The organism is Burkholderia sp. lig30, assembly GCF_000687455.2.
Lineage (GTDB): Bacteria > Pseudomonadota > Gammaproteobacteria > Burkholderiales > Burkholderiaceae > Burkholderia.
Genome location: NZ_JGVW01000055.1, coordinates 1 through 21,425, shown reverse-complemented (window position 1 = coordinate 21,425; position 21,425 = coordinate 1). Strand labels below are relative to the sequence as shown.

The following is a 21,425-nucleotide window of genomic DNA, read 5'->3' as shown; positions in this document are numbered from 1 at the left end:
CTGTTTCAGGTATCAGTTACCCTTTTCCGTCCAGATGATGCGCACCTCGCCGATTTTGAAAGTCCCCGTGCGGTATCGCCTCGCGCCAGAGCCGCCGGTTAGGTAGTAGGTCGCTTCGTCTTTATCGATCAGCTCGGCGCATGCCGAGCAGCTCTGGATCTGAATCGTCGGCTTCGAGCCGCTGGAAAACTCAATGCCGATGACCGTGAACCCCTTCTCGGTCAGCGTCTCGATAGCCGCCGCGATGCGCAGCGCTGTCAACTGCATCAACTCATTGATCGGCGGCTTGGTCGGGTTCAGTACGTTAGAACTCTGTTTCATTTGGAGTCTCCTTTAACGGGGCGACGCGGACAGGTCTGGCATGCGCGCCAGTGGGTCAGGGCGAGCGGGTTGTTCACTGGCGGCCGGCGCGCGGCAAAATCCAGGCATACCGTCGGCGTCACCAGCTCGGCGGTATGCATGCATTTCACTTGGCCGAAGACGCGCAGAACGCGTGCGGCCACACGGTCGGTCTTGCCCGGATACTTCTCGGACAGCACGAGGGAAATAGTGGTGCGCGATAGATCCAGCTCGCGCGCAACCTCGGCCCGAGACGACACAGAAACAGCCTCGCGAAGCAGTGTGAGCCAGCGATCATCAGTCGTCATGATCCGGCTCCTCCTGCCACACAACCTTCCCGAGATTCGGGTCGTACACTGACTTCGTACGCTGAATCATCGGCGGACGCGGCCCGGTGTACTTCGACACCAGTAACCGGTAGCGCGCTTGCTTCGCCCCCTTGCCCTTGATGAACGGGTGGCCAGGATCGACCACCGTCAGATAGCCAGCATGCGCGAGGCCCTGAACGTATGCCTTCGCTGCCATTTCAGCGATCACGGTATCGGGTGTCGATGCGTGCATCGCCAATTCGCGCCACGAAAACTCACCCATGATGCGCATCGTTCGCCACATGTTCTCGCTGCCGCGCGAACGCAGCACCGGCTGTCCCTGTCGGTTAAGGCGCGGCGCTTCTACACCCGTGTCTCGGACGAGCCGATAGTGCTTCGTGACGCCGAGCGCCATACGATCGCCGATCGTCTCGATGAAGCCGCCGCGCGCAAGCGACTGCAGGTAAGTCTGCACCGCAGCCTTGTCGACCTTGGACGTCTTCACGACGCTATCCGTGGTGAAATCGTTGCGCTGGCGGCGGATGGCCTCCCAAGCACGTTGTCGCGGCCCTTTGCCACCGTTCTGTTCCAGATGTGCGGGTTTGCGAGCCATTCGTCAAACCCTCCGCTTCGGCGCTTCGCCGGTGTACAGCTCGCGCTTTCCCCATACTGCGAGGTCAATTGAATCCAGCCCTTGTACCAGCGCTTCTTCCTGGATGCGCTCAAGGTTCACGCAGACGCGGCGCACCGAACCGTGCGACAGCTCGACGAGCTTCGCGAGCAGGTCTTCGGACACGTCGACGTTCTGGCAGTAAAGCGGACGGAGCTTGTGAGCATCTTCGAGCGTGACGGGCTGCGCCGGCACCCAGGCGAGCACGCGACCGTGCATCCGCTCCCACTTCTTGAGCTTGGCCGGCAGACCTTCCTCACCGATCATCAGGATCGGGGCCTGGCTCGACTCGTACAGGTCGCGCACCAGCTCGACCGCGTTGCGGTCGACCAGATGGTCCATTTCGTCGATGACGAGCGGCCGGCCGCTCGCGGCGAGTTCCTCGGCGACCTGGTCGGCCATCTCCGGAATCGTTGCCGCGGGCTTGATGCCCATCTCGAACAGCACCGCCTTCAGGAAGTGCTTCTTCGTCCAGACCGACTTCGCCTGCACGTAGCGGGCGCGGCGCGTGTTAGCGACGTAGTTCGCCGCCATGCTCTTTCCCCAACCGGACGGGCCGTAGAAGCAGACGAGGCCCGGCAGGTTAGTGCTGCGCGAGATGGCACGCTCGATCGCGATGTCGCACATGCCTAGGTTCGCGATCTGCGCGATGGAACCGATGGATTTACTGTTCAATTCGTGTTGTGTCATTATTCGCATTGGTTGGTCTTACATTTGACTGGCGAGCTGCAACTCGCCAGCGTCTTCCGCGCGGCGCTTCTGCGCCGCGAACTCTTTGCTCTTCATATACAGGCTGTAAAACTTCAAGTCTTCGGTTTTCTCGATCGTTCCTCCGTTGGTAATGTGTCGGTCCAGGGCTTGCCAGCGGGCGAACTTCTGCGCTGCCGTTTCAGGCAACGCGAGAACTTGCGCCACCGGTGCTGCGTCGACGGTGACCGTGGCCATCGGTTGTTCGGGCTCGATGTCTTGCACATTGACGACGCGTGCACGAAGGGCTTCGCGCGTGATCTGTCCAATTCCCGGAATTTCCAGTACCTCGGGCGTTTCCATCGGCAACGCCCGATGTCCACGACGTTCGGCATCGATCTCGTCGAGCTTGGCCATGACGCGTTTTTCGCGCGCGTCGGCACGCTTCTCGCGAGACTGATCGATAAACGGCATCTCGAAGTAGTGGCGTTCGTTCGCACGAAAATCTGCGGTACACACAAAGCGGCCGTCGGCGTCGTACACCCAAATTTGCTTCGCATCGTGAATGTCGAATGCGACCTGCACGCGCTCGCCGTGAAACTCTTCCAGCATCGGGCTGAAGTAACCGTTGTTGAACAGCGCAATCGCACCGCGAATTACCGAGCGCTCGACGCGTGGCCGGAAAACGCTTTGCGCTTCCGCTTTGTTCAGCATGATCGGTTCCCAACCGCGCGCACGATGTGCCTCGCGACATTCGAGCGGCGACATATGACGGCGCTGGCCTGACTCGTCGACGATCTTTGGCAATGAGCGATGCGGTCGATGGTTGTATTCGTCGATTCGTTCCTGCGCGAACTGGATGAACTGGTCCCATCCCATGAGTGGCAACGCACCACCGTCTTTGATCGCCTTGCGCGTGACCTTGAACTGAGCCAGCTTCGCTTCACGATCCATCGATGCGCCGATGAAGCTCGGCAGCAGCTTGGCGCCCTGAATCCAGATCGTCTGGTGCGAGCGTTCGATCACCCCCTTGGCCTGCGAGTTGTACGGTAGCGAATGCTTGATGTTGAAACCGAGCAGCCCCTGCAGACCAGTACCTTCTCGCTTCAGGAGTTGATTGGAGTATCCCGAGCCATTGTCGACGTAGAAGACTGCAGGTGCACCACAGTTCAGCGTCGCATTGCTGATCGCTTCAAGCACCGCAATGCTCGATTCGGCCAGGCCAACAGAGAACCCTACGGCCATGCGCGTAGCGATGTCGATGATCGTCGTGATTTCCGGCCGAAACGGGCGACCATGCAATGGATGCTGGACCTCGGCATCGAACGTATGACCGTCAGCGCTCCAGACATCGTTCGGCAGTAGCTGGTCGAACGTGCGGACGACATACGGCCGGATATTCTTCAACTCATGCGGTCCCATGCGGCCGACTTCGCGAGACACATTACCGAGCTTGCCCAAGAAGCGACGCACCTGGTGGATAGTTGGGAAGTCCCAAGCGCGGTCGCGCATCCGGTGCGCCTTCTCGAACTCGCGATAAGCATGCTCGACCGATGGCTTCTGCGGTTGTTGATAGTGGCTGAGGAACACGCGTGCCCATTCAGGCACGCTGAAGTCCTGCTGACTGGCGATCTTCGGTGCGAGGTCGCCGGCTTTCTCCTGCGCAAGCCACCGCTTGAGCGTTCGCACGCTCGGGAAATCACCCTTGCGTCCGCGCTCGTCGCGTGCGGCGCGTAGCATCATGACGGCGTGATCGTCGAGCGTGCCGAGCTTCGCCTGCGCGAGCAGCGTCGCCATCGCGGTCTCGCGCGAGATATTGCACTGATCCATGAGCCGGTCGAGCATCGTGAGAATGCCCTTTCGCGCATGTGCCTTCAGGCGCTGCGTGTCCGTTTCCAGCATGTCAATCTGCTGCGGGCGTGCGATGGCGGGCGTCGACGCGGGCGTGCCGATCAGATCGGCTGCGGCGCGGCGTCGGATTTCGGCCTGGGCGTCGGCGGGCAGGCTGTCAAATGCGTATTCGAGACCTTTTCCTTTCGGGCGCGGCCGAGATACCCAGTTTTCGCGAGTCGCACCATATCGGACGCCACGCTCTGTAGTCGGCACGCCGCGAAGACCGAGCGCTGCCAATTCTGGCGCGCTGTAATGGGACTTGACGATTACCATGTTAGATTTCCCGGTCATTTCCGAGGAGTGAGCGCAATGGGATTAGGACAGTACGCGTCAGCCAGCATCCGACTCGCGACGGAACTTGAAAACTCTCTAACCAAAGAAGAGATAGCTTCACTCGCACGCGACTTACGGCGCGCCGGGCTTCAAATCTGGCTCGACTGGCGCGAGAAAAACGCGGACGCGATTGAAGCGTTCGTTGCTGCGACTCCGTCGGAGCGCAACCGTCGCAAGGCATGGGCAGACGAAGAGATTCGTCGGCTGCTAACGCTAGCAGCGATAATTCATTGCCGTCAGGCCCACGCCGTCCTAGATGCGCTTGTCTTGAACGCACCAGTGCTCGAACCTGGTGCGCCCTATCGTGACACCACATCCGTTGCCGGGTCGATATTCCGAGAGCTTTTGCGCATGCGCATTCCGCAGTGGCCAACGGCGTTTGCGGACATTGAACCGTCCCCGTTCGAGTAGCGTTCGGATACTGCATCACTTGGCCTCCGCTTCGTCGAACAGCAGCTCGGGCGCGCGATCCTTCGTCACGTTCTCGCGGTGGTATGCCGCCTGCGTCATGGCGTGTGTGAGCGCGGCAATCGCGTCAGCCTGTTCGTGACCGGACGCGTAGTAGCGGCACAGAACCGCAGCCGCATCTGCAAAAGCGCTTTGCAGGCTGGACAGATCGGCAACATTTGGGCGCCGACCGGTCGGGATCTCGATTACGACGCGCCGCCCATCGGCAATGCACAGGTACTCGCTAACGAAGCGTGCACCACAGAATTCCTCGAACTGGCGAACGCGGTTCATCGGCATGGACGTCTCGGCCAGCCAACGATACAGCGTCTTCAGCTCGACGCCCATCAGGTCGGCCAATACCTTGGCCGGCCGGCGGCGCTCCGCCGCATGCTCAACGCACAGTTCGAATGCCTCGCTCAGGCTCGTTGCGTGCTGGGATTTCCAGGAACGTTTTCTCATCTTCGTTTCGTCTGTATCGGGAATCGTCGTGGTGGCGTCCGGGCTTCGGCACATCTACGATTCACTCCATCGCAGCAGCGAGCTGATGCCCGCGACGCGGCACACAGACAGGGGTGGATGGTGACAAAACGGGCGTAAAATTCCGTTTCTCGTATCGGCTCGGCCAGATAGTTTCGGGTGCGACACCAATTGCGCTTGCAATGATTCGCTCGGCCTTGGGATACGGTCGTGCTGCGGCGTTGCGAAGAGCTGCGCTACTGGCGTACCCAGTGGCTTTAGCAAGCGACGACCAATTCCAGCCGGCTTCATAGAGGGCGTATCTAATCTTGTTGGCGCTCCAGTCTTCGCCACTATTTTTTTGCTGCTCGTATGTGCGCATTTGTTCACCCAGTCCGTGAATATATGCGTGGATCTTAACGCACAAACTCTTGGTCGATCAAGAGAAAATTCGTGTTTCCGATTCTTTTCCGTTTCAGAACCCCGAAATTTCTCTCGAATTCCAAGGAATTACTATTGATTTCAGCAACTTATGTCAGAACCGGAAAGCCTTGATCACGCGGATGTTCGGGTTCCGTTTCCTCTTGAGGGGATCGGAAGCCGCATAAACGCGGCATGCCGGGTGATTGGGGGACGTGTAGCTGCCGCTGCTGCAGCAGGTGTCTCAGATGACATGCTTCGCCGGTACATCAGAGGGGACAGTAAGCCGCCCTTTGAGGTAATCGTGAAGCTGGCTCGTGCATCTGGCCGCAGCTTGGAATGGATGGCTGATGGTGATTCGTCAACCACTACCAGTAGTCACGGGTCTCAAACGCATGACACGCTCGGCAATCCCGTCGATATATCCGAGTTTGTTTTCGTCCCGCGCTACAACGTGAAGGCCGCAGCCGGTCACGGCCAAGCCGTGACCGACGAGACGCCCACGCACACGATGGCGTTCCGCCGATACTGGATTGAAAACTACCTGCACGCCAATCCAGCGGATCTGTCGGTACTGTCGGTGAAGGGGGACTCCCAGCAGGGGGTACTGAATGACCGGGATGTGATCTTGATCGACCGAAGCCAGATCAGTGGGGCGGCTGGTATTTACGTGCTGCGGATCGACGGAGATGTGATCGTTAAAACGTTGCAGCGGCTGCCAGGCGCGATCCTTCGCGTCAGCAGTGCCAATCCGGCCTATGAGCCGTTCGAAGTGAACATGGAAAAGCCGCCAGCCGATTTCGCCGTCATCGGGCGAGTCGTGTGGTTTGGGCGGCAGGTCTGAAACTGCCCGGTTTTTGCTCGTTCCGGTGTCAAAAAGTGCGCGAAATCTGCCGATGGCTGCTCGATTTCGCGCACTTTTCGCGCTCCTGTCTTGCGCCGGGTTAAATCGCTCTCAGCCTTGCGCCGTGCGGGTTTTCGGGATTTTTGTGACGTTTCTCTGCAGTGTCAAAACGGGCACCACCCCATAGCCACACGGCCCGTTTGATCCGCCGGACAAACCGCCCCGCCCCCATTGCGCCGCCACGCACCCGCCGTTCCGCCTTCACCGTCCGCTGTTTGGTAACGCCGCTCTAGCGCGCTATGCCACACTGCTCGCCACCGACACCCGGCGACGCGCACCGCGCTCCCGCGTGCGATCACGACAGGACATGGAGACAGACGATGCGACACACGGTCCGGCTCGGCCATCGCTCGCCTTTGACAGTACCCCGATCGATCCCGCATCCGCCGCGCACCGTGCTGGCGTCGCGTCGCGCAGCACGCGTGCTCGGCTGCGTTGTGCTTGCGTTCGCGCTGCTCGACACCGGCGGCACGGAGCCCAACACATCGCGCAACGCAAGCGCCAACGCACCGGGCGCCACCACTACCGTCGAACGCACGAAAGCCGAGCGCCTCGCGCGCGAGCAGCAAGCCGCGCGCACCGTGCCGTCGCTCGCGTCGATCCGCCTGACGCAACCCCGCCCGGTCAGCCTGCGCGACTCCGGCCAGAACGGCGCGATGACATTCCTCCGGGACATCGACTTCCGCATCGTCGGCAACCTGGGCTTCTACGTGCATCAGCTGTCGGCGACACTGGTGCCGACGCAGGCCGGCGCACCGATCGTCTTCGACGACCCGAGGAGCTTCGGGATCGACGTGCATCGCGGCACGGTGACGCTCGACAGCGCCAAGCTGACGGCCCTCTTCGACACCTACATCTTCGGCTATCGGCATGCACCGCTGCGCAAGCTCGTCGTCACGGCCGGCGATGGCGTGATCCACCTGCGCGGCGAGATGCAGCGCGACGGCTGGGTGCCGTTCTCGCTGTCCGGCACGCTCGCGATCCGGGACGGCAATCAGCTGGTATTCCATCCAACCGCCGTGCGGGTCTCCGGAGTCGATGCGCAAGCCGTGATGCGCGCGGCGAACATGCGGATGTCCGACCTGCTGAAGGTCGACACGCCGATCGCGCGGCTGGCCGGCGACGATCTCGTGATGTCGGTCGACCGGCTGATGCCGCCGCCGCGCCTGAAAATCACGATCGCCGCGCTGCGCGTCACGCCTGCCGGACTCGACCTGACGCTCGACGACGGCACGCACGCCGGCTTCGCGATGCCGCCGGACGCACCGCAGCAGGCAATGTACATCCGCGGCGGCGACGTCAAGTTCATGCGCTCGATGCCGATGAACGCCGACATCCTGATCGGCGAGGTCGAGCCACGTACGGCCGGCAGGCCGTTCGTCTTCGACCTCTACCATTACCGCGAACAGGTATCGGCCGGCTACTTCAATTTCGACGAAAGCGGCGCAATGGCGATCCGGATGCCCTCCTATGCCGGCACCGCGCCGGACGCCGCAAATGCCGCGCCGGCCGCCAGTCCCGCCGCGCGACTGAACGACGGCTTCCTCGCCGCGCAGCAGAACGCGCTGCGCTATCTCCGCCAGTATTGGGACGTGTTCGCGCGCGCCGATGACGCTCCCGCGCAGCCTGGCATACGGAAGGTGGCGATGCGCCGCGCCGCGCGTGCGCCATTCGACGAGCGGCACGTATCGAACCGCCACCCGACGATCCACCTGCGCAACGTCGATTTCTTCCTGTCGGGCGAAATCGGCTTTCACGTCGAGGAACTGGACGTCGAACTTGTCGCGAAACAGGCGGGCGCCCCCGTCGATCTGGACGACCCGAACCAGTACGACATCCGCATACTCGGCGGGTCGGTCGTCGAATCGTGGAAAGCGCTGTCCGCGCTCTTCAACGGCTACCTGCTCGACTATTCGCCGCGCTCGCTCAACGATCTGCAACTGAGCGCCGACGGGCCGAACCTGCGCGTGCAAGGCGGCATCAAGCTGTGGAACCATGTGCCCGGCGCGTGGCTGCCGACGAACATGAGCGGCACGCTGTCGGTGCTGGACGACCGGCATCTCGCGTTCGCGCCGACCCGGGTGTCGGTGCTCGGCATCCCGCAGGCGCGATTGCTGCGCGCGCTCGGCATCGAACTGGCGTCGCTCACGCCGCTCCAGCGGCGGGGCGCGGCGCTGCGCGGCGACACGCTGGTGCTAGACCAGTACACGGCCTTCCCGCCGCCGCGCCTCGACGGCCGGCTCGCGCAGGCGAGCGTCGAGCGCGACGGCTTGCGCCTGACGTTCCGGCATGCCTCCGACGCACGAGCGCCAAGCCGCCCGCCCGTCGACGCGAAGAGCTACATGTGGATGGAAGGCGGCGACATGAAGATGTTCAACGTCCTCGAGCTGAACGTCCGTGCACTGATCCGGAATTCGGCCGATGCGAACCCGATGCCGTTCGATCTCTACGGCTATCGCAGCCAGGTCGCGCAAGGCTCGGTGCGCATGCTGGCGGACGGCACGCTGGTCGTCGACCTCGGACAGAGGAATCCGCTGGCCGCGCGATGAGACCAGCGCGCGACCCATGAAAAATCCCCACTCGACGTCGTCCGCTGAGTGGGGATCGGGCTGACCATCTCATCGAGCCCGGGAGTACGACGCCGCCGGGCCTGGCGCTGACGCGCGATCTTCTCAGTCTTGCTTCAACCCGTCGATCACGTCGAGCAGCGCCTGACGCAACGCGGCAACGTCGACGGCGCTGCCCGGCTGGCTTGCCGGCTTCGCGTCGGCCGCCGATGCCTCGGCCTCCACGGCCGGAGCCGGCTCGCCGCGATCGCCGCCCGGCGCATCGAGCCGGTTGCGCGCGCCATTGATCGTGAAGCCCTGTTCGTAGAGCAATTCGCGGATCCGCCGGATCAGCAGCACTTCGTGGTGCTGATAATAGCGGCGGTTACCGCGCCGCTTCACCGGCCGCAACTGCGTGAATTCCTGCTCCCAATAGCGCAGCACGTGCGGCTTGACGCCACACAGCTCGCTCACTTCGCCGATCGTGAAGTAGCGCTTCGCGGGAATCGGAGGCAAGACGACTTTGTCAACCGTCGTGGTCATCGTCAGTCAACCATCGGTAAAGTGCGCGGCGGCCGCGCGGGGGATCAGCGCGCGAGATCCGATTCCGCGCCGCTTTCGACCAGTGCCTTCAGCTTCTGGCTCGCGTGGAAGGTCACCACCCGGCGTGCGGCGATCGGGATCGCCTCGCCCGTTTTCGGATTGCGGCCCGGACGCTGCGGCTTGTCCCGCAACTGGAAGTTGCCGAAGCCCGACAGTTTGACGCTCTCGCCGTTCTCCAGCGCATCGCGGATCACTTCGAAGAACGCCTCGACCATGTCCTTCGCCTCACGCTTGTTCAGCCCGACGCTGTCGAACAGCAGGTCGGCCAGCTCCGCCTTCGTCAGCGTCGGCGTCTCGGCGGACGCCGGCGCCGAGGCGTCACGGCTCATGGCGCTGCGTTGCGCCGTCAGAAGGGCTTCGAATTCACTCGAGGTCATGTCGTTCATATCTGCCATACAGCGCGTTAAACCAAAACTCACGATGGGGAAAAAGCCGCCCGCGTCACGGGCGGGCTTCTTCCTCAGCCGCGCATGCGCGCGCCTGCGGCCGCCATCCGCTCGACGAGCATCTGGATCGCACGATCGACCACCTCGTCCTGCAGCGTGCCGGCCGCGTCCTGCAGCGTCACGCGGAAGGCCAGGCTCTTCTCGTGCTCGGCAAGTCCACCGGAAGTATTTGATTTTGCACGAAATTCGTCGAAGAGTACAACCTTCTGGACGAACCGGCAGGCGTCGTCGGCAAGCGCCTTCTTCATTTCGTCGAAGAGGGCCTGAACCTCGACCGACTGATCGACCACGACCGCGATATCGCGGCGCACCGGCGGGAATTTCGACACATCGGTCGGCGCCGGCAGCGCGCGCGCGATCAGCGCATCCGCATCGATCTCGAACATCACCGGCGCATGCGGCAGCTCATACTTCTGCATCAGGCGCGGGTGCAGTTCGCCGATGAAGCCGACCGTGTTGCCGTCGATCTCGATGCGTGCACTGCGGCCCGGATGCAGCGCCGGGTGCTCGGCCTTCACGAAGCGCGCGACGGCCGGCGCCAGCAGCGCCTCGACATCGCCCTTCACGTCGAAGAAGTCCACCGCGCGCGTTGCCGCGCCCCACTGCTCGTCGATCGCCGGCCCGTACGCGAGCGCGCCGACACGCTTCGGCTGCGCGTAGCCCTCGACGACCAGCTCGCCCGCCTTGATCGACGAATCGGCCAGGAACACGCGGCCCGTCTCGAACACACGCACGCGGTCGGCACGGCGGTTCAGGTTGTGGCGCAGCACGCTGATGAGGCTGCCGAACAGCGTCGTGCGCATCACCGACAGCTGGCTCGCGATCGGATTCAGCAGACGAATCGGATTCTCGTTGCCGGCGAAGTCGCGCTCCCACCCCGCATCGACGAAGCTGAAGTTGACGGTTTCCGCGTAGTCGCGCGCCGCCAGCGCATGACGGATCACGTGGATCGAGCGCTGCGTCTCGTTGGTCGGGCGCATCTCGCTCGCCGCGACGGGCGGGCGCGCCGGGATCTTCTCGAAGCCATGGATGCGCGCCACTTCCTCGATCAGGTCTTCCTCGATCTCGATGTCGAAGCGGTGCGACGGCGGCATGACCGAAAACACGTCGCCGTCACGCTCGAACGACAGGCCGAGGCGCGTGAAGATGCCGGCGATCTCGTCACCGTCGATCGTCACGCCGATGATGCGGTTGGCGCGCGACACACGCATCTTCACCGGAGCACGCTCCGGCAGGTTGACCGCCTGGTCGTCGACCGGGCCCGCCTTGCCGCCGCAGATCTCGAGGATCAGCTGCGTGATGCGCTCGACGTGCTCGACGGTCGTCGCGTAGTCGACGCCGCGCTCGAAGCGGTGGGCCGCATCGGTCGAGAAGTTGTACTTGCGCGCGCGGCCGCGGATGCTGTCCGGCCACCAGAACGCGGCCTCGAGGTAGATGTTGGTGGTGTCGAGCGTCACGGCCGTACTGTCGCCGCCCATGATGCCCGCGAGGCTTTCGACCTGGCGGTCGTCGGCGATCACGCCGACCGTCTCGTCCAGCTCGACCGTGTTGCCGTTCAGCAGCTTGAGCGACTCGCCGCGCTTGCCCCAGCGCACCTCGATGCCGCCATGGATCTTGTCCAGGTCGAACACGTGCGACGGACGGCCCAGCTCGAACATCACGTAGTTCGAGATGTCGACGAGCGCCGACACGCTGCGCTGGCCGGCGCGCTCGAGACGCTCGACCATCCATTGCGGCGTCTTCGCGCGCGCGTTCACACCGCGGATCACGCGGCCCGAGAAGCGGCCGCACAGATCCGGCGCGGCGATGCGTACCGGCAGCGTCTCGTCGAGTTCCGCGCGCACCGGGCGGATGTCGGGCGTCGTCAGCGGCGCACCGGTGATCGCGGCAGTCTCGCGCGCGATGCCGAACACCGACAGGCAGTCCGCCTTGTTCGGCGTCAGCTTGATTTCGAAGATCGCGTCGTCGAGGTTCAGCGTATCGCGGATATCCTGGCCGATCGGCGTGTCTTCCGGCAGGATCAACAGACCGCTGTGGTCTTCCGACAGCTTCAGCTCGCGCGCCGAGCACAGCATTCCCTGGCTCTCGACGCCGCGCAGCTTCGACAGCTTGATCGCGAACGGCTTGCCGCCTTCCTCGGCGGGCGGCAGTTCCGCACCGACGAGCGCGACCGGCACCTTGATGCCCGGCGCCACGTTCGGCGCACCGCAGACGATGTTGAGCGTCGCGCCCGTGCCGGCATCGACCTGGCAGACATTGAGCTTGTCCGCATCCGGATGCTTGACGACTTCGAGCACGCGCCCGACGACGATCTTCGACGTCGGCGGCGCCGCCTTCCGCAGCGACTCGACTTCAAGCCCCGCCATCGTCAGCGCGTGCGACAGCTCGTCGGTCGTCAGTTGCGGATCGACAAAGGTTCTCAACCAGGATTCAGGGAATTGCATGGATGTCTACGTTCGAAACAGGTTAGATCGACGCCCGGCGCCCGAGGGGCCTGCGCGGGCACAAGTCGGCGCAGTGGCGGCGCGTTACGCGAACTGGCGCAGGAAGCGCAGGTCGTTCTCGAAGAACAGGCGCAGATCCTGCACGCCGTAGCGCAGCATCGTCAGGCGCTCGAGGCCGCTGCCGAACGCGAAGCCGATGTAGCGCTCGGGATCGAGGCCCATGTTGCGGATCACGGTCGGGTGCACCTGCCCCGAGCCGGAGATTTCGAGCCACTTGCCGGCGTTCTTGCCGTGCTCGAACATCATGTCGATCTCGGCCGACGGTTCCGTAAACGGGAAATACGACGGGCGGAAGCGCACGAGGATGTCGTCGCGCTCGAAGAATTTCTTCAGGAAATCGGTGTAGACGCCCTTCAGGTCGGCGAAGCTGATGTTCTCGTCGATCCACAGACCCTCGACCTGATTGAACATCGGCGAGTGGGTCGCGTCGCTGTCGACGCGGTACGTGCGGCCCGGTGCGATCACCTTGATCGGCGGACGGTTCATGCGCGCGTAACGCACCTGCATCGGGCTCGTGTGCGTGCGCAGCAGCAGCGGACGGCCGTCGGCATCCTTGCCGTCGACGTAGAACGTGTCCTGCATCGAGCGCGCCGGATGGTTCTCCGGGCTGTTCAGCGACGTGAAGTTGTACCAGTCGGTTTCGATCTCGGGGCCGTCGGCCACGTCGAAGCCGATCGTGCGGAAAATCTGTTCGACGCGTTCCCACGTGCGCATCACCGGGTGCAGACTGCCCGCGCCGGCGCCGCGGCCCGGCAGCGTGACGTCGATCGCCTCGGCCGCGAGACGCTGGTTCAGCAGCGCGTCGGCAAGCGCCTGGCGGCGCGCCGTCAGCGCGGCTTCAACCTGCTGCTTCACGACATTGATGCGCGCGCCTTCGGTCTTGCGCGCTTCGGGATCGAGCTTGCCGAGGCCCTTCAGCAACTCGGTCAACGCCCCCGACTTGCCGAGGAAGCGGGCTTTCTCGTTTTCGAGCGTGGTGATGTCGGCAGCCTGTTCGAAGGACTGCTGCGCGTCGGCGACAATCTGGTCCAGATCCATAGATCCCATCATTTCCAACGTCATTCGTTTTCGGCGAGCGAAATCGCCCGACCAACAAAAAAGGGGCTCGGAAGAGCCCCGTTTTCGCTGCAGCGGCCGAGACTACCGGAACGTCGCTGCAACTAACCACGCAGTGCTAATTTCTCAATTAGGCTGCAACGGCGGCTTTCACCTGCTTGACGATCGCAGCAAAAGCAGCCTTGTCGAACACCGCCATGTCAGCCAGCACCTTGCGGTCGAGTTCGATCGACGCCTTCTTCAGGCCGTTGATGAACACGCTGTAGGTCATGTCGTGCTGACGGACAGCCGCGTTGATACGCGTGATCCACAGTGCGCGGAACACACGCTTCTTGTTGCGGCGATCGCGGTAAGCGTACTGGCCTGCACGCATCACCGCCTGCTTGGCGATGCGGTAGACGTTATTGCGGCGACCGCGATAACCCTTGGCCAGCTTGATGATCTTCTTGTGACGGGCCCGTGCGGTTACCCCACGTTTGACTCGAGGCATGTTTCTCTCCTGTGAGTATCTGTTGAGGGGTTACGCGAACGGGAGCATCGCGCGGACGGAGTTCAGATCGGAATCATGAACTGCCGTGGCGCCGCGCAGGTGACGCTTGTTCTTCGTGGTTTTCTTGGTCAGGATGTGACGCTTGAAGGCTTGACCGCGCTTGACGGTACCGCCCGGACGCACCACGAAGCGCTTTGCAGCGCTCTTCTTGGTCTTCATCTTAGGCATGACGAACAACTCCAGTTTATTAGATGGAGATGGGTGTGCGGTTGGCTTGCGCCCTCAACCCGCCCTTCGAAACCCAGTCCACTTGTGTACAGCGCGCCGCATGCGCGGCCACTGTCGTTTCTGGCGCGCCGCCCTGACCGGGCGACGTGCCGAACCACTTCCGAACTTGCGCGCGACCCGCGCGCAAGCCCGTTACTTCTTCTTCTTCGGCGAGAGCACCATGATCATCTGGCGCCCTTCCATCTTCGGCATCTGCTCGACCTGGCCGACTTCGTCGAGGTCGGCGCGCAGACGCTCAAGCATCCGCATGCCGATTTCCTGGTGGGCCATCTCACGGCCGCGGAAACGCAACGTGATCTTCGTCTTGTCGCCCTCTTCGAGGAAGCGCAGCAGATTGCGAAGCTTGACGTTGTAATCACCGTCATCGGTACCCGGGCGGAATTTCACTTCCTTCACCTGGATGACCTTCTGCTTGAGCTTCGCTTCGTGCTGCTTCTTCGCTTCCTGGTACTTGAACTTGCCGTAATCCATCAGACGGCAAACCGGCGGAACCGCTTGCGGCGCGATTTCCACCAGGTCAACATCCAGCTCTTCCGATTTACGGAAGGCATCAGCGAGTTTTACGATACCGAGCGCTTCGTTCTCGACCCCGACCAGACGCACTTCCGGCGCAGTGATTTCACCGTTGATGCGATGCGACGACTTATCAGTAGCGATGTTACGTTTCCTCTAAAAATTAAAAAAACGAGCCGCGCTGCCAGGGCGGTTACTTGAACGAGCGCAGGTCTTCCTGCAGACGCTCAACGAAGGCATCGATCGGCATCACGCCCAGATCGACGCCGCCACGGGCACGCACGGCTACCGTTTGTGCATCACGCTCCTTGTCGCCCACGACGAGCAGATAAGGCACCTTTTCCAGCGTGTGCTCGCGTATTTTATAGCTAATTTTCTCGTTACGCAAATCAGCCGCCACCCTAACCCCTTGTTTTTGCAACGATTGGGCCAGAGATTGCGCGTATTCGGCCTGACTTTCGGCGATATTGAGCACAACAGCCTGGTACGGCGCGAGCCAGACCGGCATCGCACCGGCATGGTGCTCGATCAGAATGCCGAGAAAACGCTCCATCGAGCCGACGATCGCCCGGTGCAGCATGACTGGCCGGCGGCGGCTGTTGTCTTCGGCGACGTACTCCGCGCCGAGGCGCTCCGGCAGCACCATGTCGAGCTGCAGCGTGCCGCATTGCCACGAGCGGCCGAGCGCATCCTTGATGTGGTATTCGATCTTCGGGCCGTAGAACGCGCCCTCGCCCGGCAGCTCTTCCCACTTGAGGCCGCACGCCGTCAGCGCGTCGCGCAGGCCCTGCTCGGCACGATCCCAGGTCTCGTCCGTGCCCGCGCGCTGCTCCGGACGCAGCGACAACTTGATGTCGATGTGCTCGAAGCCGAAATCCTTGTAGACGCTCATCGCCAGCGTGTTGAACGCGATCGACTCGGAGATGAACTGGTCTTCGGTACAGAAGATGTGCGCGTCGTCCTGCACGAACCCGCGCACGCGCATCAGGCCGTGCAGCGCGCCCGACGCCTCGTTGCGGTGGCACGAGCCGAATTCCGCGTAGCGCAGCGGCAGGTCGCGATACGAGCGCAGGCCGTGCTTGAACACCTGGACGTGCCCCGGACAGTTCATCGGCTTGATCGCGTAGTCACGCTTCTCCGATTCCGTCGTGAACATGTTCTCGCGGTAGTTCTGCCAGTGACCGGACGCTTCCCACAGCGAGCGGTCCATGATCATCGGCGTCTTGATCTCGAGATAGCCGGCGTCGTTCACGCGGCGGCGCATGTACTGCTCGACCTGCTGCCACAGCGTCCAGCCCTTCGGGTGCCAGAACACCATGCCCGGCGACTCGTCCTGCATGTGGAACAGGTCGAGCTGCTTGCCGAGCTTGCGATGGTCGCGCTTTTCCGCTTCCTCGAGCATGTGAAGGTACGCGTCCTGGTCTTCCTTCTTCGTCCAGGCCGTGCCGTAGATCCGCTGCAGCTGCTCGTTCTTCGAATCGCCGCGCCAGTACGCGCCCGCGACCTTCATCAGCTTGAAGACCTTCAGCTTGCCCGTCGACGGGACGTGCGGGCCGCGGCACAGGTCGGTGAAGCCGCCGTGCGAATACAGCCTGATGTCGTCGCTCACCGGAATCGACTCGATGATCTCGGCCTTGTACTTCTCGCCGATGCCGCGGAAATACGCGACCGCATCGTCACGCGAGACCACGCGACGCGACACCGGCTCGTCCTTCTTCACGAGCTCCTGCATGCGCTTTTCGATCTTCTCCAGATCTTCCGGCGTAAACGGGCGGTGATACGAGAAGTCGTAGTAGAAACCATTGTCGATCACGGGACCGATCGTCACCTGCGCATCCGGATACAACCCCTTCACCGCGTAGGCGAGCAAGTGCGCCGTCGAGTGACGGATGATGTCGAGGCCGTCCGCATCCTTGTCCGTGACGATCGCGAGCGACGCGTCGCGATCGATCACCGCGGACGTATCCACGAGCTCGCCATCGAGCTTGCCGCCGAGCGCAGCCTTCGCGAGACCGGGACCGATCGAGGCCGCCACTTCGGCGACGGTCACCGGATGCTCGTATTGTCGAACTGAGCCGTCAGGCAGGCGTATCGAAACCATAGCAATCTCCGTGATGCCGGCAGTGCGCGGCAGGCAAACAACGCATTAAAAAGACAAAAAAAATGCGGCCCCGCTTTCGAGGGGCCGCATTCGATACTTCAACCAACCGCAAGGGCGAAGACGTTCCCCGACTAGCGTCGCTCCGAAACCGTTTCGGTCAACGTTCGCGGTGTCATAACCGTATTCGCCTTATACGCGGTCAATGTTTTACTGCCTCGAGTACCCGGCAAGCCGGACACTCCTGTTCGTTGGTAGGCTCGATTGGACTCGAACCAACGACCCCCACCATGTCAAGGTGGTGCTCTAACCAGCTGAGCTACGAGCCTGAAGAAGCTGAAATTATATGGACCTGATATTCACTTGGCAAGGGTTTTATGCGTTCGCTGCCAATTTTTTTCAGCGCGGCCCGCCGCCGACCGCCGCATCAGGCCTTCCGGCCTGCGCGCACCACGCCCGCCACCTCGCCAAGCAGCGTGCACGCGCGCTGCACCTGCGCCGCATTCGACACCTCGACCGTGAACTGCATGAACGCCGCGTTGCGGCGGCTCTGCGTCTTCACGCCGACCACGTTCATTTTCTCGCGCGCGAAGACTTCCGAGATGTCGCGCAGCAACCCCTGCCGGTCGCTCGCCTCGATCATCAGGTCGACCGGGTAGACCGACGCACCGCGCCCGCCGAGCACATCGGCCGACCAGGTGGTCTGCAGCACGCGCTCGGGCGCGCGCTCCGCCATCCGGCGGAACGTCGCGCAGTCGCTGCGATGGATCGACATACCCTTGCCGCGCGTGACGAAGCCGCTGATCGGATCGGGCGGCGCCGGCCGGCAGCAGCGCGCGAGCTGGGTCAGCAGCGCATCGACGCCCACCACCAGCACGCCCGTCGATGCGCCGTGCGCGACGCTCGCGCCACTGCCGCGCTTCTCGAAATCGGCGGGCGCCTCGGACGCCGGCTCCGCCGGCGGTGCATCCGACAGCGCGTGCTCGACGTGGCGCAGGCTGAACTCCTCCTTGCCGACAGCCGAGAACAGGTCGTCCTGCGACTTGAAGCCGAGCTTCGCGGCGAGATTGTCGAGATTGACCGACGTCCTGCCTTCGCGCTGCAACGTCTTCTCGACGAGCGCGCGCCCGTGCGCGATGTTCTCCTGCTGCTCGATCGCGTTGAACCACGCGCGCACCTTCTGCCGCGCGCGCGGGCTCTGCAGGTAGCCGAGCTGCGGATTCAGCCAGTCGCGCGACGGGCCGCCCTCCTTCACCGACACGATCTCGACCGTCTGGCCGTTCGACAGCGCCGTGTTGAGCGGCACCATCGCGCCCTCGACACGCGCGCCGCGGCAACGGTGGCCGAGCTCGCTGTGCAGGTAGTACGCGAAATCCAGCGGCGTCGCGCCCTGCGGCAGCGCGATCACGCGCGCCTGCGGCGTCAGCACATAGATGTGGTCGTCGTCGAGCGTCGTCTCGCGCAACTGCGCCCACGCCTTGCCACCCGCCGCGCTCGTGGCCGCGCCGTCCTCGACGTCGTCCTTCCATGCGAGCAGCTGGCGCAGCCACGCGATCTTCTCGTCGTACTTGTCGCTCGCCGAGAACTGGCCGCCGTAGCCGCGCGCGCCCGCTTCCTTGTAGCGCCAGTGCGCGGCGACGCCGTATTCGGCGAAGCGGTGCATCTCCTGCGTGCGGATCTGCACTTCGAACGCGCGCCCGTCGTCGCCGATCACGACCGTGTGCAGCGATTTGTAGCCGTTCGGCTTCGGGCGCGAGATGTAATCGTCGAATTCCTTCGGCACCGGCTGCCACAGGTGATGCACGATCCCGAGCACCGTATAGCAATCCTTGATGTCGGGCACGATCACGCGGAACGCACGCACGTCGTACAGCTCGGAGAAATCCAGCTCCTTGCCGCGCATCTTGCGCCAGATGCTGTAGATGTGTTTCGGGCGCCCGCTCACCTCCGCCTGGATGTGCGCGGCGGCCAGCTCGTGCTGCAGGCGCTCGATCGCCTGCGCGACGTACGCCTCGCGCTCGATGCGCTTTTCGTCGAGCAGCTTCGCGATCCGCTTGTACGTGACCGGATCCTCGAAGCGGAACGCGAGATCCTCGAGCTCCCACTTCAATTGCCAGATGCCGAGCCGGTTCGCGAGCGGCGCGTAGATATCGAGCGTCTCGCGTGCGACTTCCGGCGGCGGATCGACCTTCGCCGCCGCGTAGTAGCGCAGCGACTGCAGCCGCGACGCGAGGCGGATCAGCACGACGCGGATATCCTGCGCGAACGCGAGCAGCATCTTGCGCAGCGCCTCGATCTGTGCGCGGCGCGCGGCGGCCGCGTCGCGCCCCGACTCCGGCATCGCGTTCTGCGCGGCGCGCAGGCTGACCGTGCCGAGCCGCAGCAGCTTGCGCACGTCGGCGACGAGGCTGGCGACCTCGTCGCCGAAGCGCTCGGCAAGCTCGCGCTCCGGATTGCTCAGGTGCGGCGTCAGCGCAAACAGCGCCGCCGCCTCCACTGCGGGCGGATCGACGTTCAGCGTGCGCACGATCGACGCCGTGCCCGCCGCGTGATCGGCGAGCCGCTCGCCCGACGACAGCCGCACGTCGCCCGCGTGCTCGCGCACGAATGCAAGCACGTCGTCGAACGACGGCGACGCGGCCAACGGACTGGAAGTGGAACCGGCGATCATCGGGCGGCCTTGCAGGATACGGTCATCGTGAAACGGCGCTCAGCTCCGCTGTGCGGCGACGACGACGATTTCCACGAGGCACGCGGGATCCGCGAGCTTCGCTTCGACGGTGGCGCGCGGCGGCGTGGCGCCGTGCGCGACCCATGCGTCCCACACTTCGTTCATGCCCGCGAAATTCGCCATGTCGGAGATATAGATCTGCACCGACAGCAGGTGCGCCTTGTCGCTGTTTGCTTCGGCAAGCAGACGATCGATGTGGCCGAGCACTTCGCGCGTCTGGCCCAGGATGTCCTGCGCGGTGTCTTCGGCGATCTGGCCGGCAAGATACACGGTGCCGTTGTGAATGGCGGTTTCGGAAAGGCGGGCACCGACGTGGTGACGAATAACTGCCATGAAATGTCCCGATTGAATGGATGGATGAAAGGAGCGGACGCGTCGCGCGAGCCAGGCCCATGCGACGCCGAACCGCACATTATGACGCGTGCCCTTCGTTTCCGAGGAAAAACCCGCGCGCGAGCGCGATTTGATCCGCGCTCACGAATGCCGGCGCGTGGCCGGCTCCGGCGACCTCGACCTGCGACACGCGCTTGCCGCGCGTCACCATGTCGGCGACCGTTTCGCGCGACAGCAGGTCGGACGACTCGCCGCGCACGACGAGCACCTGCGCGTCCATCGCCTCGACCGAGCGCCACAGCGCGGCCTCGCCGAGCGCGGCCAGTTCCGGCGTCACGGCCTTGAACGGCTCCGCGATCCGCGGGTCGTAGCGCAGCGTGAAGCCGCCTTCCGGCAGCGCGCGCAGCAGCGGCGCGTTGAGCGCCCGCCATTCGTCGGCGCTCAGCGCGCCGAACGGCAACGACAGCGACGTCAGGTAATCGATGCCCTCCTGCTCGGTCGCAAAGCGCGGCGCGACGCCAAGATACTCGCCGATGCGCGCGAGCGCATCCGGCTCGATGTGCGGGCCGACGTCGTTGACGATCATCCGTCGCACCGGCGAGCCCGGAAGCCCGGCGAGCCCGAGGCCGATCAGCCCGCCCATCGACGTGCCGAACCAGTCCACCGCTTCGACGTCGAGCCGCGCGATCAGCGTCACCATGTCGGCGACGTACTGCGGGATCGCATAGAGCCGCGGATCGCCGAGCCTGTCTGACTGGCCGCGCCCGGCGACGTCCGGGCAGACGACGCGATAGGCATCCGACAGCGCGGCGGCGAGCCGGTCGAAGTCGCGCCCCGAGCGGGTCAGCCCGTGCACGCAGACCAGCACGCGCGGATTGGCGGGATCGCCCCATTCCGTATAGGCGATGCGATGCAGGCCGGCCGCGCTCGCGCACTGCACGCGCCGCATGCGGGGAACCGGGGAATTCGCTGGAGTCGTGGGCATCGGAAGCATCCTGTCGAACGAAGGCGCGGCGGCGCGACCGCCGCGCCGCCCGATGCGGTCGATTGTAAACCGCTTCCGCGCGAGGGGTCGGGTCGGCGGGCCGGATACGACCCGGCGTGTGCGGCATGCCGCAGGCGCTGCACAACGCGCGGCGTCACGCACCATGACGAGATGGCGTTCATGACGGCCTGCCAAATGAAAAATCCCTGCTCAGCGTAGCCCGCCAAGCAGGGATCGGGGCGCCCCTCTCATGACGCCGCGCGCTCCATTCAGGAACGCCGGGCGTCCGTGCGCAACGCGCGTATCGCGCTTACGAGACGGCGCTTACGAAACGGCGCTCACGTCGAGCGGCGCGCCCGTCTTCGCCTTGAT

21 protein-coding genes and 1 tRNA gene are annotated in these 21,425 nt (G+C 63.8%); 3 read left to right on the top strand and 19 right to left on the bottom strand.

The genetic code is table 11. The features are described from left to right. Positions 1-12: 12 nt before the first annotated feature. From LIG30_RS05950 to LIG30_RS05935, 5 genes are read right to left on the bottom strand one after another with little or no spacing between them, the layout of a single operon-like run. Entirely contained in the window at positions 13-321 is a 309-nt protein-coding gene (locus tag LIG30_RS05950; RefSeq protein ID WP_038710490.1) for a hypothetical protein, read from the bottom strand. After that, entirely contained in the window at positions 318-647 is a 330-nt protein-coding gene (locus tag LIG30_RS25080) for a hypothetical protein (RefSeq protein ID WP_083493926.1), read from the bottom strand. The genes LIG30_RS05950 and LIG30_RS25080 overlap by 4 nt, the downstream gene beginning before the upstream one ends. Beyond that, positions 637-1,260, bottom strand: coding sequence for a hypothetical protein (locus tag LIG30_RS05945; RefSeq protein WP_038710489.1), 624 nt, complete (start codon positions 1,258-1,260; stop codon positions 637-639). Before LIG30_RS05945 ends, LIG30_RS25080 begins: the two co-directional genes overlap by 11 nt. 3 nt (positions 1,261-1,263) lie before the next feature. Then, positions 1,264-1,992: an AAA family ATPase gene (locus LIG30_RS05940; protein WP_235510207.1), complete on the bottom strand. Its 729-nt coding sequence runs from the start codon at positions 1,990-1,992 to the stop codon at positions 1,264-1,266. Between the two features lie 33 nt (positions 1,993-2,025). Further along, positions 2,026-4,170 (bottom strand): Mu transposase C-terminal domain-containing protein, encoded by a 2,145-nt coding sequence (locus LIG30_RS05935; RefSeq protein ID WP_160326682.1) that lies wholly within the window; start codon positions 4,168-4,170, stop codon positions 2,026-2,028. A 36-nt stretch (positions 4,171-4,206) separates the two neighbouring features. On the opposite strand from LIG30_RS05935, the gene LIG30_RS26045 reads away from it, so the two are divergent. Continuing rightward, a complete protein-coding gene (locus tag LIG30_RS26045; protein WP_152986019.1) occupies positions 4,207-4,641 on the top strand; it encodes a hypothetical protein in 435 nt (144 codons plus the stop codon). 15 nt (positions 4,642-4,656) lie between these two features. On the opposite strand, the gene LIG30_RS05930 is transcribed toward LIG30_RS26045, so the two are convergent. Both LIG30_RS05930 and LIG30_RS25075 read right to left on the bottom strand, forming a co-directional pair. Beyond that, on the bottom strand, positions 4,657-5,139 hold the full coding sequence (locus LIG30_RS05930; RefSeq protein ID WP_038710539.1) for a hypothetical protein: 483 nt from the start codon (positions 5,137-5,139) through the stop codon (positions 4,657-4,659). Positions 5,140-5,200: 61 nt separating this feature from the next. Further along, positions 5,201-5,518: a helix-turn-helix domain-containing protein gene (locus LIG30_RS25075; protein WP_083493924.1), complete on the bottom strand. Its 318-nt coding sequence runs from the start codon at positions 5,516-5,518 to the stop codon at positions 5,201-5,203. A 150-nt stretch (positions 5,519-5,668) separates the two neighbouring features. Between LIG30_RS25075 and LIG30_RS05925 the strand changes: the two genes are divergently transcribed. Both LIG30_RS05925 and LIG30_RS05920 read left to right on the top strand, forming a co-directional pair. Next, on the top strand, positions 5,669-6,400 hold the full coding sequence (locus LIG30_RS05925; protein WP_038710486.1) for a LexA family transcriptional regulator: 732 nt from the start codon (positions 5,669-5,671) through the stop codon (positions 6,398-6,400). A gap of 380 nt (positions 6,401-6,780) precedes the next feature. Next, a complete protein-coding gene (locus tag LIG30_RS05920) occupies positions 6,781-9,009 on the top strand; it encodes a hypothetical protein (RefSeq protein WP_038710484.1) in 2,229 nt (742 codons plus the stop codon). Positions 9,010-9,132: 123 nt separating this feature from the next. Here the strand turns inward: LIG30_RS05920 and LIG30_RS05915 are convergent, their stop codons facing one another. From LIG30_RS05915 to LIG30_RS05860, 12 genes are all read right to left on the bottom strand, one after another. Further along, entirely contained in the window at positions 9,133-9,549 is a 417-nt protein-coding gene (locus LIG30_RS05915; RefSeq protein ID WP_038710483.1) for a MerR family transcriptional regulator, read from the bottom strand. 44 nt (positions 9,550-9,593) lie between these two features. Next, positions 9,594-9,995 (bottom strand): integration host factor subunit alpha, encoded by a 402-nt coding sequence (locus LIG30_RS05910; protein WP_038710482.1) that lies wholly within the window; start codon positions 9,993-9,995, stop codon positions 9,594-9,596. Positions 9,996-10,069: 74 nt separating this feature from the next. Further along, the gene (pheT, locus tag LIG30_RS05905; RefSeq protein ID WP_038710481.1) at positions 10,070-12,499 is read right to left on the bottom strand and encodes a phenylalanine--tRNA ligase subunit beta; all 2,430 of its coding nucleotides are present in this window, start codon (positions 12,497-12,499) and stop codon (positions 10,070-10,072) included. Positions 12,500-12,583: 84 nt separating this feature from the next. Continuing rightward, positions 12,584-13,597 (bottom strand): phenylalanine--tRNA ligase subunit alpha, encoded by a 1,014-nt coding sequence (pheS, locus tag LIG30_RS05900; protein ID WP_038710480.1) that lies wholly within the window; start codon positions 13,595-13,597, stop codon positions 12,584-12,586. A gap of 148 nt (positions 13,598-13,745) precedes the next feature. Beyond that, positions 13,746-14,105, bottom strand: a complete 360-nt coding sequence (gene rplT, locus LIG30_RS05895; protein WP_007585475.1) for a 50S ribosomal protein L20 — start codon at positions 14,103-14,105, stop codon at positions 13,746-13,748. A gap of 30 nt (positions 14,106-14,135) precedes the next feature. After that, a complete protein-coding gene (gene rpmI / locus LIG30_RS05890; RefSeq protein WP_004191477.1) occupies positions 14,136-14,333 on the bottom strand; it encodes a 50S ribosomal protein L35 in 198 nt (65 codons plus the stop codon). Positions 14,334-14,525: 192 nt separating this feature from the next. Next, entirely contained in the window at positions 14,526-15,050 is a 525-nt protein-coding gene (gene infC, locus LIG30_RS05885) for a translation initiation factor IF-3 (protein WP_083493923.1), read from the bottom strand. 49 nt (positions 15,051-15,099) lie between these two features. After that, positions 15,100-17,007: a threonine--tRNA ligase gene (gene thrS / locus LIG30_RS05880; protein ID WP_038710478.1), complete on the bottom strand. Its 1,908-nt coding sequence runs from the start codon at positions 17,005-17,007 to the stop codon at positions 15,100-15,102. A gap of 249 nt (positions 17,008-17,256) precedes the next feature. Next, positions 17,257-17,333: transfer RNA gene (locus tag LIG30_RS05875), tRNA-Val, on the bottom strand. A gap of 98 nt (positions 17,334-17,431) precedes the next feature. Further along, on the bottom strand, positions 17,432-19,675 hold the full coding sequence (locus tag LIG30_RS05870; RefSeq protein WP_038710476.1) for a RelA/SpoT family protein: 2,244 nt from the start codon (positions 19,673-19,675) through the stop codon (positions 17,432-17,434). Positions 19,676-19,714: 39 nt separating this feature from the next. Further along, the gene (locus tag LIG30_RS05865) at positions 19,715-20,068 is read right to left on the bottom strand and encodes a RidA family protein (RefSeq protein WP_038710474.1); all 354 of its coding nucleotides are present in this window, start codon (positions 20,066-20,068) and stop codon (positions 19,715-19,717) included. A 79-nt stretch (positions 20,069-20,147) separates the two neighbouring features. Beyond that, positions 20,148-21,053, bottom strand: a complete 906-nt coding sequence (locus tag LIG30_RS05860; protein ID WP_038710537.1) for an alpha/beta fold hydrolase — start codon at positions 21,051-21,053, stop codon at positions 20,148-20,150. Positions 21,054-21,425 lie beyond the last annotated feature (372 nt).